The sequence below is a fragment of the Lysobacterales bacterium genome, assembly GCA_019634735.1.
Taxonomy (GTDB): domain Bacteria; phylum Pseudomonadota; class Gammaproteobacteria; order Xanthomonadales; family UBA2363; genus Pseudofulvimonas.
The window spans coordinates 18,503-32,586 of record JAHCAT010000018.1; the positions used below are offsets into that span (position 1 = coordinate 18,503).

Annotated in this window: 12 protein-coding genes and 1 tRNA gene; 10 read left to right on the forward strand and 3 right to left on the reverse strand. The window is 72.9% G+C overall.

Annotated elements, in window-relative coordinates:
- Positions 1–44 precede the first annotated feature (44 nt).
- From recA to KF823_14980, 6 genes are all read left to right on the forward strand, one after another.
- Positions 45–1,088: a recombinase RecA gene (gene recA, locus KF823_14955; protein ID MBX3727207.1), complete on the forward strand. Its 1,044-nt coding sequence runs from the start codon at positions 45–47 to the stop codon at positions 1,086–1,088.
- A 106-nt stretch (positions 1,089–1,194) separates the two neighbouring features.
- Complete coding sequence (locus KF823_14960; GenBank protein ID MBX3727208.1) at positions 1,195–1,722, forward strand: regulatory protein RecX; 528 nt, start codon at positions 1,195–1,197, stop codon at positions 1,720–1,722.
- A gap of 75 nt (positions 1,723–1,797) precedes the next feature.
- Positions 1,798–2,574: a class I SAM-dependent methyltransferase gene (locus KF823_14965; protein MBX3727209.1), complete on the forward strand. Its 777-nt coding sequence runs from the start codon at positions 1,798–1,800 to the stop codon at positions 2,572–2,574.
- Between the two features lie 463 nt (positions 2,575–3,037).
- The gene (alaS, locus tag KF823_14970) at positions 3,038–5,674 is read left to right on the forward strand and encodes an alanine--tRNA ligase (protein MBX3727210.1); all 2,637 of its coding nucleotides are present in this window, start codon (positions 3,038–3,040) and stop codon (positions 5,672–5,674) included.
- A gap of 370 nt (positions 5,675–6,044) precedes the next feature.
- Positions 6,045–6,260: a carbon storage regulator CsrA gene (csrA, locus tag KF823_14975; protein MBX3727211.1), complete on the forward strand. Its 216-nt coding sequence runs from the start codon at positions 6,045–6,047 to the stop codon at positions 6,258–6,260.
- 326 nt (positions 6,261–6,586) lie between these two features.
- Positions 6,587–6,679, forward strand: a tRNA-Ser gene (locus KF823_14980).
- Positions 6,680–6,742: 63 nt separating this feature from the next.
- Here KF823_14980 and KF823_14985 read toward each other — a convergent pair.
- A complete protein-coding gene (locus KF823_14985) occupies positions 6,743–7,336 on the reverse strand; it encodes a DUF615 domain-containing protein (protein ID MBX3727212.1) in 594 nt (197 codons plus the stop codon).
- 65 nt (positions 7,337–7,401) lie between these two features.
- Here KF823_14985 and KF823_14990 point away from each other — a divergent pair, with 65 nt between their 5' ends.
- Genes KF823_14990 through KF823_15000 form a run of 3 tightly spaced genes read left to right on the forward strand, consistent with a single transcriptional unit; the run spans position 7,402 to position 11,140 of the window.
- Positions 7,402–9,744: a serine/threonine protein kinase gene (locus KF823_14990; protein MBX3727213.1), complete on the forward strand. Its 2,343-nt coding sequence runs from the start codon at positions 7,402–7,404 to the stop codon at positions 9,742–9,744.
- A complete protein-coding gene (locus tag KF823_14995) occupies positions 9,741–10,463 on the forward strand; it encodes a hypothetical protein (GenBank protein ID MBX3727214.1) in 723 nt (240 codons plus the stop codon). Before KF823_14990 ends, KF823_14995 begins: the two co-directional genes overlap by 4 nt.
- The gene (locus KF823_15000) at positions 10,460–11,140 is read left to right on the forward strand and encodes a response regulator transcription factor (protein ID MBX3727215.1); all 681 of its coding nucleotides are present in this window, start codon (positions 10,460–10,462) and stop codon (positions 11,138–11,140) included. Before KF823_14995 ends, KF823_15000 begins: the two co-directional genes overlap by 4 nt.
- 25 nt (positions 11,141–11,165) lie before the next feature.
- Here the strand turns inward: KF823_15000 and KF823_15005 are convergent, their stop codons facing one another.
- Positions 11,166–11,990 carry a hypothetical protein gene (locus KF823_15005; GenBank protein MBX3727216.1) on the reverse strand — a complete coding sequence of 275 codons (825 nt, stop codon included), beginning with the start codon at positions 11,988–11,990 and terminating at the stop codon, positions 11,166–11,168.
- Positions 11,987–12,478: a hypothetical protein gene (locus tag KF823_15010; protein MBX3727217.1), complete on the reverse strand. Its 492-nt coding sequence runs from the start codon at positions 12,476–12,478 to the stop codon at positions 11,987–11,989. The genes KF823_15005 and KF823_15010 overlap by 4 nt, the downstream gene beginning before the upstream one ends.
- Positions 12,479–12,589: 111 nt before the next feature.
- Here KF823_15010 and pmbA point away from each other — a divergent pair, with 111 nt between their 5' ends.
- Entirely contained in the window at positions 12,590–13,957 is a 1,368-nt protein-coding gene (gene pmbA / locus KF823_15015) for a metalloprotease PmbA (protein ID MBX3727218.1), read from the forward strand.
- Positions 13,958–14,084: the final 127 nt, after the last annotated feature.

Here is a 14,084-nt window from a genome sequence, read left to right on the forward strand (position 1 = left end):
CCCATACTCCAGCCATCCAAGCCAACGACACGGGACAAAGCACCATGGACGAGAACCGCAAGCGCGCCCTGACCGCCGCCCTGGGCCAGATCGAGAAGCAGTTCGGCAAGGGCACCGTGATGCGCATGGGCGACCGGCCCAGCGACTCGGTGGATGCCGTGTCGACCGGCTCGCTGGCGCTGGACGTCGCGCTCGGCATCGGCGGCCTGCCGCGCGGCCGCGTGGTCGAGATCTACGGTCCGGAATCCTCGGGCAAGACCACCCTCACCCTGCAGGTGATCGCCCAGGCCCAGAAGGCTGGCGGTACCGCCGCCTTCATCGATGCCGAGCACGCGCTGGACCCGTCCTACGCCGAGAAGCTGGGCGTCAACATCGACGACCTGCTGGTCAGCCAGCCGGACACCGGCGAACAGGCCCTGGAGATCGCCGACATGCTGGTGCGCTCCGGCGCCGTCGACGTCGTCGTGGTCGACTCGGTGGCGGCGCTGACCCCGAAGGCCGAGATCGAGGGCGAGATGGGCGAGCTGCAGGTCGGCCTGCAGGCGCGCCTGATGAGCCAGGCGCTGCGCAAGCTGACCGGCAACATCAAGCGCAGCAACTGCATGGTGATCTTCATCAACCAGCTGCGCATGAAGATCGGCATGATGATGCCGGGCCAGAACCCGGAGACCACCACCGGCGGCAACGCCCTGAAGTTCTACGCCTCGGTGCGCCTGGACATCCGCCGCATCGGCGCGATCAAGAACGGCGACGAGATCGTCGGCAACCAGACCAAGGTCAAGGTGGTCAAGAACAAGATGGCGCCGCCGTTCAAGGTGGTGAACTTCGAGATCCTCTACGGCCAGGGCATCTCCCGCGAAGGCGAGATGATCGATATGGGCGTCGAGCACAAGATCGTCGACAAGTCCGGCGCCTGGTACAGCTACGGCGGCGAACGCCTGGGCCAGGGCAAGGAGTCGGCGCGCCAGTTCCTGCGCGACAACCCCTCGGTGGCCGCCGAGATCGAGGGCAAGCTGCGCGAGAAGCTGGTGGTGCCGGTCGCCAGCCGCGGCAGCGAGGCCGAGGTCGCGCTGGAGGAAGCCGACTGATGGCACGGCCGGCGGCATGCCGGATGGCAGGGCCGGCGCCGGACGGCCTCGTCCCTGCCGTGGCGGACCGGGTGCCGCCGTCGTCGCCTGAAGTGGCCCGGCTGCCATGAGTGGCCGGGGGCCGCGCTGGGGCGGCGGGCGCGGCGGCCGGCGCGACCGGGACGAGCCGCCGCCGGCGGTCGATCCGATGGCCCGGGCCATGGGCCTGCTTGCCCGACGCGAACATTCCGCGCGGGAGCTGGCACGCAAGCTCGCCGACGGCGGCGCCGAGGCCGATGCCATCGCCGCCACCCTGTCCGAACTGGGCGACCGCGACCTGCAGTCCGACCAGCGCTTCGCCGAACTGCTGGTCCGCAGCCGCATCGCCCGCGGCCAGGGTCCGATCGCCATCGCTTCGGAGCTGCGCAGCCACGGTGTCGACGACGCCAACGCGCGGGCGGCCGTCGAGGCCCAGACGGTCGACTGGGCGGAACGGGCGCGCGAACTGTGCAGCCGCCGCTTCGGCGCCAGCCTGGGCGACCCGGCCGGGCGCCGGCGCTGCGCGGCCTTCCTGCAGCGGCGCGGCTTTCCTGGTGCCCTGGTCCGTGAGGTCCTGGCCGGGTTCTCCCTGACCGGCGAGTCCGACGACGACTGACCCCGGGACGGCTCGCGCGCGGCGATCCCGGCGCGGCGATGGCATCATGCGCGACCGCCTTCCCGATCTCCCGGCATGAGCATCGATCCCGACCTCCAGCAGCACTTCGATCGCGACCGTCTGTTCCACGACAGCACCGCGCACGTCTACGACCAGGTCATCTCGGAGCCGCGGGCGGCCGGCAGCGCCCTGCTGTTCCGCCGCATCGAAGCGCACCTGCCGCGCGGCGGCGACATGCTCGACCTGGCCTGCGGGACCGGCCACATGCTGATGCGCTATGGCGACCGGTTCCAGGGCCTGGTCGGCGTCGACCAGAGCGGCGGGATGCTGGCGCAGGCGCAGCGCAACCTGCAGGCCGCCGGCCTGGCGCGAGCGCGGTTGCAGCAGGCCTCGGTGTTCGATTTCCTCAAGGCCGACCGGCAGCGCTACCGCTTCATCAGTTGCGTGGGCTTCGTCCACCACCTGCCGCCCGAAATGTTCGCCGGCCTGCTCGACCTGATCCGGCCGCGGCTGGCCGACGATGGCGTGCTCCTGCTCGCCGAGCCGGTGCAGCCGAAGGTGTCGCGCGCGCCCTGGCCGATCGAGCGCTGGAACGCCGGCAGCGTGATGAGCGAGCGCGTCGCGCTGCTGGCAGGCGACCACGAAGACGCCGACGAGGCGCCCCTGCCCGAGGCGCTGTTCCTGGAAACCCCGCTCCGCCACGGCTTCCGCCTGCTGGGCGAGAGCCGCGGCTGGGAGCTGTATGCGCGACATCTGCCCGAGCGCTGGATCGACCGCCTGGCGATCCGCGTCCTCGACGCCCTCTATTGGCGTCAGGGCTACATCGTCGTCCGTGTCCTCGCCCCGGGCTGACCGGCGGGTCGCCCACCCGGGCCGGCGATCCGGACGATCGCCCTGCCTTTCCGGCGCGACTGCGCGTCCCGCGAGCAGGCGGCGGCCTTCCCGACACCCGGGCAGGGCCCGCGTGCGGCACGCGCGGGCGCGCCCGCCATCCCGAGAAACCCTGCGGCCCGTCAGGATCCGGGGACGTCCACCCGGCGCGTGGCGAGGCGCCAGCCCGGGTGTTCGATGAGGACGCCGCTGAGGCCGCCGACCTTCGCGCCGGGGCGCAGGCCGCTCGCGCTGGCCGGATCGACAGGGCGTCGGGCGTGCCTTCACGGTCCGGCGGTCCGCCGCCCGCCCCACGACGCGATCCCGACAGCCTCGCTGCGCGTCCTGACGAAACGTCCGGGCTAGAATGCCCAGTTCCCGGCGAGTGCCCCCCGGTCGTCCCCAAGCGGCCGGCCGGGCCCGCCCGACCCTTTCGAAAGCCGCCATGCCCAGCAGCAACCAGATCCGCCAGCAGTTCCTCGACTTTTTCCGCGGCAAGGGGCATGAAGTCGTGCCGTCCAGCCCCCTGGTGCCGGGCAACGACCCCACCTTGCTGTTCACCAATGCCGGCATGGTGCAGTTCAAGGACGTGTTCCTGGGCGCCGAGAAGCGCAGCTATGCGCGCGCCGCCACCAGCCAGCGCTGCGTGCGTGCCGGCGGCAAGCACAACGACCTCGATTCGGTCGGCTACACCGCGCGCCACCACACCTTCTTCGAGATGCTGGGCAACTTCAGCTTCGGCGACTACTTCAAGGACGAGGCGATCCGATACGCCTGGGAACTGCTGACCGGCGTCTACGGGCTGCCCGCCGAACGGCTGTGGGTGACCGTCTACCACACCGACGAGGAGGCCTTTGCGCTGTGGCGCGACGCCGTTGGCGTGCCCGAGGAGCGCATCGTCCGGATCGGCGACAACAAGGGCGCGCCGTTCGCCTCCGACAACTTCTGGCAGATGGGCGACACCGGTCCCTGCGGGCCCTGCACCGAGGTCTTCTACGACCACGGCCCGGAGGTCGCCGGCGGCCCGCCCGGCTCGCCCGACGAAGACGGCGACCGCTACATCGAGATCTGGAACCTGGTCTTCATGCAGTTCGACCGCCAGCCAGACGGTACTCTGGTGCCGCTGCCCAAGCCCTGCGTCGACACCGGCATGGGCCTGGAGCGGCTGGCGGCGGTGCTGCAGCACGTGCATTCCAACTACGAGACCGACCAGTTCCGGCACCTGATCGGCGCCGCCGCGGCGCTGACCGGCACCGCCGACCTCGAGAACAAGTCCCTGCGGGTGATCGCCGACCATATCCGCGCCTGCAGTTTCCTGGTCGTCGACGGCGTGCTGCCCTCCAACGAGGGGCGCGGCTACGTGTTGCGACGGATCATCCGCCGCGCCCTGCGCCACGGCCACCAGCTCGGCTGCCGCGAGCTGTTCTTCCACCGCATGGTTGCGCCCCTGGTCGAGGTCATGGGCCAGGCCTACCCCGAGCTTGCGCGCAAGCAGGCCCTGGTCGAGCAGGCCCTGCGCACCGAGGAGGAGCGGTTCGCCGAGACCCTCGACCAAGGCATGAAGGTGTTCGAGGAGGTCGCGGCGCGCAGCAGCGGCACCGTGGCCGGCGAGGACGTGTTCCGCCTGTACGACACCTACGGATTTCCCGCCGACCTGACCGCCGACGTCGCCCGCGAGCGCGGCCTGGCCATCGACATGGCCGGCTTCGAGGCGGCGATGACCAAGCAGCGCGAGCGTGCGCGCGCGGCCGGCCAGTTCGCCGCCCGCGGGCAGATCCCCGCCGACCTGGTGCAGCGCCTGGCGCCGACCCGCTTCCTGGGCTACGACGGCGGCGCTGCCGGCGACCTGCAGGTGCTGGCGATCCTGCGCGATGGCCGCGAAGTCGATTCCCTGGCCGAGGGCGAAGAGGCCATCGTCATTCTCGATGCCACCCCGTTCTACGCCGAGTCCGGCGGCCAGGTCGGCGACACCGGCACGCTCGAGGTCTCCGGTGGCCGTTTCGAGGTTTCCGACACGATCAAGCTGGCTGGCACCTTCCACGGCCATGTCGGCCGCTGGCAGGGCAGCGCCGCATTGCGCGTCGGCGACCGCGTCAGCGCCGGCATCGACACGCAGCGTCGCGCGGCCACCGTGCTCAACCACACCGCCACCCATCTGCTGCACGCCGCCTTGCGCGAGGTGCTGGGCGAACACGTCCAGCAGAAGGGTTCGCTGGTCGCGCCCGACCGCCTGCGCTTCGACTTCTCGCACTTCCAGCCGGTCGGCGCCGCCGAACTGGCGCGCATCGAGGCGATCGTCAACGCGCAGATCCGCGCCAACCACGAAGCCGACATCCGCCACATGGGCATGCAGGAGGCGCTCGATTTCGGTGCCCTGGCTCTGTTTGGCGAGAAGTACGGCGAGCGCGTCCGCGTGCTGCGCCTGGGCGATTTCTCCACCGAGCTGTGCGGCGGCACCCACGTCGCCCGCACCGGCGACATCGGCCTGTTCCGCATCGTGTCCGAAGGCGGTGTCGCGGCCGGCGTGCGCCGCATCGAGGCGGTCACCGGCGATGGCGCCCTGGCCCACGTCGCCCAGCAGCAGGCGCGGCTGGAGGCCGCCGAGCAGCTGGTCGGCGGTCGTGGCGAGGATTTCGTGGACAAGCTGCGCGCGCTGCTCGAGCGCCAGAAGTCGCTGGAGAAGGCCCTGGAGGCGGTCAAGGCCCGGCAGGCCGCGGCCGCCGCCGGCGACCTGGCGGCGCGAAGCGTGGAAGTCGGCGGGTTGAAGGTCCTGGCGGCGGTGCTGGACGGTGCCGACAGCAAGGCGCTGCGCGACGGCGTCGACAGCCTCAAGCAGCGCCTGGGCGATGCCGTGATCGTGCTGGCGGCGCGCGCCGACGGCAAGGTGCAACTGGTCGCCGGCAGCCACGGCGCGGCGCTCGGCAAGGTCAAGGCGGGCGAGCTGCTGGGCCATGTCGCTGCCCAGATCGGCGGGCGCGGCGGTGGCCGCCCCGACATGGCGCAGGGCGGCGGCGAGGACTCGCCGGCGCTCGAGTCCGCCCTGGCCGCGGTGCCGGACTGGGTCCGCCAGCGGATCGGCTGACGACAACACTTGCCGGCTTCCGGTCTTCCGCTGCCAATCCCCACCCGGGGCCAGGCAGCGCAGATCGACCAGGTCTCTCGCTCTGCGGTCGTCGCTTCGAGCCTTCCGCGTCCCACCCCCGGTCCCTGGTCCCTGGTCCCTGGTCCCCGGTCCCCGGTCCCCGGTCCCCGGTCCCCTTCGCCACCGCCACCGCCACCGCCACCGCCACCGCCAAGTGTGCGCCTGTTCCGCGTTGCGGCTTTTTCCGCGGCTCCGCTACTATCGGGCGCACAGGGGCCCGTCCCGGGTGCAGGCGCATCCGGGGTCGGAGCAGTGGAAGCTCCGTACCTGCGCAGGAATCGCGCAGCGGGCGGCTAGGAGGGCAGCGAGCATGCTCATACTCACGCGCAGGGTCGGCGAGACCCTGATGATCGGCGATACCGTCACGGTGACCGTGCTCGGCGTCAAGGGCAACCAGGTCCGGCTCGGCATCACCGCGCCGCGCGACGTCACCGTGCATCGCGAGGAGATCTTCCAGCGCATCCACCCGGAGGCTGAGCGCGGCGAACCGCCGGCGCCCGGCGACGGCGGCAAGGGCAGCGGCTGAGCGGCTTTGACCCGGGCCCGCCGCTGCCGCTATGCTTTGCGGCCGCGGTTGCGCTCCGGTTGGAGCCTGGCCGGTGCGTTCCCGGCGAGATCAGGATGATCGAGCCTGGAATGATTACGACCGGGCGATGTCACCGGCTGCGGAGTTGCACGAACAACGGAGAGATGCCCGAGAGGCCGAAGGGGCTCCCCTGCTAAGGGGTGAGCCGCAAGGCGAACGGGCCAGGCAGGAAGCCTGGCCCCGGCATTCTTGGCGAGATCAGGATGATCGAGCCTAGAATGATTACGACCGGGCGATGTCACCGGCTGCGGAATTGCACGAACAACGGAGAGATGCCCGAGAGGCCGAAGGGGCTCCCCTGCTAAGGGAGTATGGGGCTAAAAACTCCATCGAGGGTTCGAATCCCTCTCTCTCCGCCAGATAAGAAAACGGCCCCGACGGGGCCGTTTTCGTTTCCGGTGCCTGGAGCCGGCGCCCTGGACTCAGTCCTCTTCCGGGTCGTCTCCGGAGTCGTCTTCCCCACCGCGCCGCGCATCGGCGGCGGCGAGCAGTTCGCGCAGGGCACGGAACAGCGCGCGTGCGGCATGCGGTGGTGCGTTCTCCTCGCGCTCCTTGTGCGCCTGGCGCAGCAGTTGTCGCAGGTGCGTGGCATCGGCATGCGGGTGCTCATCCAGCAGACCTTCCAGTGCGCCGTCGCCCTCGACGAGCAGGCGGTCGCGCAGGCGCTCGACGCGATGCAACCTGGCCGCTTCACGGCGGGCGGCATCGCGGTCCTCGGTGAAGGCGGCACGGATCGTCTCCAGCAGTGCGGCATCCTGCCTGCGCAACTGCTTGGCCAGGTACTGGGTCTGCCGCTTGCGGGCGATCTGCTGCTGGACGCGCCTCGACGTCGCGACCAGCTCGGCCAGTTCCTCCGGCATCGCCAGGCGCTGGACCTGGCCAGCCGGCGCCGCCATCAGCGTGGCGGCCAACGCCAGCACGTCGAGCGCCTCGCGCTTGCGCTGGCTGCGCGACGGGCCGGTGGCGCGCTTGCTGATGCGCTCGGCCGGCGCGAAGTCGTCTTCATCGTGATCCATCGTCGCAGTGTATTGCCCGGCGACGGCTGTGGCACGATGACCGTCGAAGGGAGAGGGACGTCCCGATGTCGGACAACCTGCCCGCCAGGATCGGCGGACACGAAATCATCGGCGTGCTGGGCGAGGGGGCGATGGGTCGCGTCTACCTCGCCAGGCAGCGCTCGCCCGAACGCGAGGTGGCGCTCAAGGTGGTGGCCGGGGTCGGGCCGGCGGCCAGCGCCCGGATCCAGCGCGAGATCGCCGCGCTGGCGCGCCTGGCGCACCCGGGCATCGCCCGCCTGTACGCCGCCGGCGAGGAGCCGGGCGCCGGCCTGCCGCTGTCCTGGTTGTCGATGGAGCGCGTGCGCGGCATCGACCTGCGCGCCTGGCGGCAGCAGGTGCAGGGCCGGCCGCGCGCCGTGGCGCACCTGCTGGTTGCGCTGTGCGATGCGGTCCAGCATGCCCACGGCAACGGCATCGTGCACCGCGACCTCAAGCCGGAGAACATCCTGGTCGATGCCGAGGGTCGGCCGCGGGTGCTGGATTTCGGCATCGCCCGCCTGCTCGGTCCGGACGACGGTGCCACCCAGGCTGGCCAGGTGCTGGGCTCGCTGCCCTACATGGCGCCCGAGCAGCTCGCCGGGCCGCCCGAAGGCGTCGACGCCCGCGCCGACATCCATGCGCTGGGCGTGATCGCCTTCGAGCTGCTGGCCGGCCGCCTGCCCTGGCCGCAGCTCGCCAGCGCGACGCTGTTCGAGGCCGTCGCCGTGCACCGCGGCGGCGAGCCGCCGCGCCTGGCCCAGGTCCTGCCTGGCGTCGACGGCGATCTCGACGCCATCGTCGGCAAGGCGATGGCCCCGGCGCCGGAACGCCGCTACGCCAGCGCCGCCGAATTCGGCGCCGACCTGACGCGCTGGCTCGACCAGCGGCCGGTCGAGGCGCGCTCGCCCACCGCCGCCTACCTGCTGTCGCGGCTGCTGCGCCGGCACCGGGTCGCGGCGCTGGCCGCGAGCCTGGTGCTCGCCACCCTGGTGGTCGCCACCGCGGTCTCGCTGCGCCTTGCCTGGTCGGAGGCGCAGGCGCGTGCGCTGGCCGAGCAACGCCTGGCCGGGCAGGAGGCCGTGAACGAGTTTCTCGAGCGGATGCTGTCGGCGGCCGATCCTTCGCGTGCCCTGGGCCGCGCGGTCACCGTGGCGCAGGTGCTGGACGAGGCCGAACTGGGGCTGGACGACATCGCGCTGCCGTCGGTGCGTTCGGCGGTCCGGCGCACGCTGGCGCAGACCCGCGCCGGGCTGGGCGAATTCGAACGCGCCCTGGCCCTGGTCGACGAGGCGCTCGCCCAGGCGCCGCGCGACGAACCGGAGCTGGCCCACGGCCTGCTGCGCCTGCGCGGCAGCCTGCTCGCCGAGCTCGGCCGCTTCGACGATGCCCTGGCGACGCTGGCCGAGGCGCAGGCGGCCTGGCCCGGGGCACCGGCGTCGCGACGCGCACGCATCGAACTGGCCAGCGCCCGTGTCCACGACGAGGCCGGGCGACCGCGTGAGGCCGAGACCGGCTACCGGGCGCTGATCGCCGCGGCCGAGGCCGGCGGGCTGGCCGGCGACGACGCCTCCGCGGAGACCGCGCGCAGCAACTTGCTGGGCCTGCTGCGCGACAGCGGGCGCCTGGACGAGGCGATCGCCCTGGCCGATCAGGTGCTGGCACTGCGTCTGGACCGCGACGGCGAACGCCATCCGCGGACGCTGTCCACGCGCCACGCGCGCGCCACCGTGCTGCAGGCCCTGGGCCGTCTGGACGAGGCGATCGCCGAAACCGGACAGGTGCTCGCCCTGCGCGCCGAGGTGCTGGGCGACCAGCATGCCGACACCCTGACCAGCATGCAGATGCTCGGCAACATGCTGCTCGAGCGCGGTCGCCTGGACGAGGCCGAGCCGCTGGTGCGGGGCAGCCTCGCCGGTTTCCGCGAGCGCTTCGGGCCCGGCCACGCGCAGGCGCTGACCAGCCTCAACGCGTTGGCCTTCCTGCAGGAGGCCCGGGGCGACATCGTCGGCGCCGAGGCCACCTACCGGGACCTGTTCGCGCAGGGCGAGGCGGCCGGGCAGGGCGACAGCCCGCCCCTGCTGGCGCCGCGCAACAATCTGGCCATGCTGCTCCTGGAATCCGGCCGCGCGGCCGAGGCCGAGGCGGTCTACGTCGACCTGCTGGAGCGCACCGGGCGGGCGCTGGGGCGCGAGCATGCCTACCACGCCATCTTCACCAGCAACCACGGCCTGGCCCTGCTGCGCCTGGGTCGCCGCGCCGAAGCCGAGGCCGTCCTGCGCGACGCCCGCGCCCGCCTGGCCGGACTGTTCGGCGAGGACCATCCGCGCACCCAGGCGGCCGACCAGCGCCTGGCGCAGGCGCAGGTCGCCGCCGGAGCGGCGCCGTGAGCGCCCTGCTCGGACTGCTGGCGGCGGCGCTGGCCGTCTCCGTGCTCGGCAATGTCCTCCTGCTGCGTCGGCTGCGCCGGCCCGGCGCGGCGGCCGGGACGCACGCCCCGGCCACCCGGGCGCTGGTCGAGCAGGCGGCTGCCGAGGAACGCGCGCGCATCCACGCCGACCTGCACGACGACCTCGGCGCCCGTCTGCTGGAGATGGTCTACGCCGCGCCCGACCAGGACAGCGCCGACCGCGCCCGCGCCCTGCTGCAGGACCTGCGCGACATGGTCACCCGTGCGCGCGGCGAGCCGGGTACGCTGGGCGAGGTGCTGGCCGACATCCAGGCCGAGGCGCGCCGGCGCCTGGCTGCGGTCGATGCCGGCCTTGCCTGGCAACAGCCCGAGGACCTGCCCGATCCGGCCCTGGACAGCGCCAGCGCCCTGCATCTGCGGCGCATCGTGCGCGAGGCGATCAGCAATGCCCTGCACCATGGCGGCGCGCGCAGCCTGCGCGTGCGCGTGCAGGTGGCGGCCGGCCCCGAGCTGCTGCTGGAGCTGACCGACGACGGCAGCGCCGACCTGGCCGGCGTCGGTGCCGCTGCCGGCAGCGGCGTACGCAACATGCGCGATCGCGCCCGGGCGCTGGACGGCGAGATCGACTGGCGCGCCGGGACGCTGGGCGGCACCAAGGTGCTGCTGCGCGCGCCCCTGCCCGGCGGGGATGGTCGGTGAGCGGAGGAGCGGTCGCGCGGGTGCTGGTGCTCGACGACCTCGCGGCCAGCCGCGCCTGGCTGTCCGCGGCGGCGAAGACGGCGTTCCCTGCGGCTGCCGTGGTCGAGGCCGGCACGGTCGCGCAGGCCCTGGCCCTGCTGCAGCCCACGCCCGACCTGGCCCTGGTCGACCTCGGCCTGCCCGACGGCTCGGGCATCGAGGTGATCGCCGCCCTGCGTGGCGCCGGTGCGACCACGGTGTGCGTGGTCGCCACCGTGTTCGACGACGACGCCCACCTGTTCCCGGCCCTGCGCGCCGGGGCCCAGGGCTATGTCCTCAAGGACCAGTCGCGCGAGCCGCTTGCGGCGATGCTGCTCGGCATCGTCGACGGCCAGCCGCCGCTTTCGCCCAGCATCGCCCGCCGCCTGCTGCGCCAGTTCCAGCCGGCGCCGCCGGCCGCCGCCGGCGGCGCGCCGGGCGAGGACGACCAGGAGGCGCTGACCGCGCGCGAGCGCGAGGTGCTGGGCCTGATCGGCAAGGGCCTGACGGTGCCCGCGGTGGCCCAGGCGCTGGGTCTGTCGCGGCATACCTGCGCGGGCTACGTGAAGGACATCTACCGCAAGCTGCAGGTCGGCAGCCGGGCCGAGGCAACCCTGGCCGCCACCCGCCTGGGGCTGGTCGGCCGCGACGCGCGCTGAGCGCTGCCGCAGCCCCGGACACCGGTCAGGGGCGCGGCACCGGGCGGCGCCACAGCCACAGGCCGGCCAGCGCCATCGCCAGGGCCATCAGCAGCAGGCCGAAGCGGTCCAGGGCCGGCACCGGCAGGGCTGGCTGCGGCGGCGTCGGGCCGCCGACCGGCGCCGAGCCGAAGCCGTCCAGGTACACGTAGCCGCCGTGGGCGCCCAGCGAGCAGTCGGCGGCGATCGCGGTCAGCTCGATGGTCTGGCCGATCGCGCTGGCCGGCAGTACGGCGTCGACGTCCTGGAACGGCAGGTAGCGCCAGTTGCCGACGTCGTTGCGGAACTGCACGCCCGGCTGGCCGGAGTAGGCGAACTGCTCGAACAGCACGCTGTTGTCGGCGGTGTTGCGCACCGCGACGTAGAAGTAAGGTTGCTGCTGCGGAAGGTGGCTGGGGTCTTCCAGCACCGGCGCGAACGCGAACCGGACGTGCGGCAGTCCATCGCCGGGATCGATGTCGGCCTGGGTCAGCACGTCGCTCTGGCGCAGCGTGGTGATGCGCGCGCCGCTGGCCTCGTCGTTGATCTTTGCGGTGTGGTTGCCGACCCGGGGCAGGGCGATCTGCGGCGCCCGCGGATCGCTGCTGCCGGGGCCGACGATGCTGGCCGGCCCGGGCGTGCTGCCGTTGATGCGGATCGAGTCGCCGGTGAACGGCGGCGCGCCGGCCAGTCCCGGGTTGCTGCCGCCGCCCAGGGTCCAGCCCTGGAAGCTGTTCTGCTCGAAGCCGCCGTTTACGAACACGGCATGGGCGGGTCCGGCGACGGCCAGGGCCAGGACGGCGGCCAGCAAGGTGCGGCACGGTGCATTCATCGAAACGTGTCCTCGGGGGTGGGCAGGGGCTGCAGGGCGCCGGCGGCGACCTGGGCGGGGCTGGCATCGGCGTACAGCGTCGGCCTCGGCGCGGTGCGCCGGGCCGCCGCCAGGACCGCAGCGCGCTCGCGCGGCGGGGCATCGGCCTGCAGGTCGAAGGCCAGCAGTTCGACGCCGGTCGGGCCCTGCTCCGACAGCCGCAGCAGCCGCGCCAGGCAGGGCCAGCCGTGGAAGCACGGCGCCCGGTGGCTGCGCACCAGCACCTGCCGGCGCCAGGCCTCGATCTCGCCCGATCCGGTGCCCGGAGGGAACACCGCGACGTACTGGAAACGCGTGTCGCGGTCGACGCGACGGTCCGGGGCGGCCGCGAGTCCGGACGGCAAAAGTCCGGCTGGAGGTGGCCGCAGGGCGGCGACGGCGCTGGCTGTGGCGCCACACAGCAGGAAGCAGGCGAGAATTCTGCGCTGACTGGGACGGGGCGCGGGCATGTCGGCTTCCGGACGGGACCTGCACAGTCTCGGCGCCGGGCGTTGCGGCGCCCACCCCGCGAACAGGGGGTGGGATCGGCGTTGCGGTCGGCATGCGACAATCGCGCGGCCATGAATTCAACCGCCACCACCGATTCCGACCTGCGCCAGCGGGAACTCGACCAGCTCGCCATGCAGGCCGACGATCTGGTACGGCGCTGCCTGCGCCATGGCGCCAGCCAGGCCGAGGTGGTGCTGAACAGCGATCGCGGCCTGAGCGCCAGCGTCCGTCTCGGCGAGGTCGAGACCATCGAGCGCCAGCGCGACCGCGGCGTCGCGGTCACCGTCTACTTCGGCCAGCGCAAGGGCAGTGCCAGCAGCGCGGATCTCGACCCGGCCTCGCTGGAGACCACCGTCGCCCATGCCTGCGCGATCGCCCGGCACACCGAGGCCGACCCGGCCGCCGGCCTGGCCGACCCGGCGCTGATCGCCACCGAACTGCGCGACCTCGACCTGTGGCATCCCTGGCCGGTCGAAGCCGGCGAGGCGGTGGCCCTGGCGCGCGCCTGCGAGGCGGCGGGGCTGGCGGTGGACGCGCGCATCGGCAACTCCGAGGGCGCCACCGTGCAGACCGGCGAATCGCTGGGCGTGTACGCCAACAGCCACGGCTTCGTGGGCGCCGAGCGCAGCACCCGGCACAGCCTGTCCTGCGTGCTGGTCGCCGGCAGCGGGGAAAACATGCAGCGCGACTACTGGTACGACAGCACCCGGGCGGTCGCCGATCTCGCCGAGCCCGGGGCGATCGGCCGGCGCGCCGCGGAGCGCGTGCTGGCGCGCCTGCAGGCCAGGCCGTTGTCGACCCGAGAGTGCCCGGTGCTGTTCGTTCCGGAAACGGCGCGGGGCCTGATCGGCCATTTCGTCTCGGCGGTCAGCGGCGGGCCGCTGTACCGGCGCGCCTCGTTCCTGCTCGACTCGATCGGCCAGCAAGTGTTCCCGTCTTTCCTCGACATCGCCGAGCGGCCCTTCCTGCCGCGCGGCCACGGCTCGACCTGCTTCGACTCCGATGGCGTCGCCACCCTCGATTCGGACCTGGTCCGCGAGGGTGAGGTGGCGCGCTATGTGCTGGGCAGCTATTCGGCCCGGCGCCTGGGCCTGGCCAGCACCGGCAACGCCGGCGGCATCCACAACCTGGTGGTGACCGGGGCGTCGTCGCCCTCGTTCGAGGACCTGCTGTCCGAAATGGGCAGCGGCCTGGTGGTCACCGAGCTGATGGGCCAGGGCGTGAACCTGGTGACCGGCGACTACTCGCGCGGCGCCGCCGGATTCTGGGTGGAACACGGCCGCATCGTGCATCCGGTCGAGGAAGTCACCATCGCCGGAAATCTTCGCGACGTGTTTTCCGGCATCGTCGCGGTTGGCGGCGACATCGACCCGCGCTCGGCCATCCTCACCGGCTCGATCCTGGTCGGTCGAATGACCGTCGCCGGCACCGACGGCTGAGCGCCGGGTGGAGCCGGGACCCGGGACCCGGGACTCGGGACTCGGAGCGCGCGCTGCTCCCCTCTCCCGCGGCGCGGGAGAGGGGTTGGGGGAGAGGGTGGTCCGTGAAGGCCGGGTACGCCGGCGC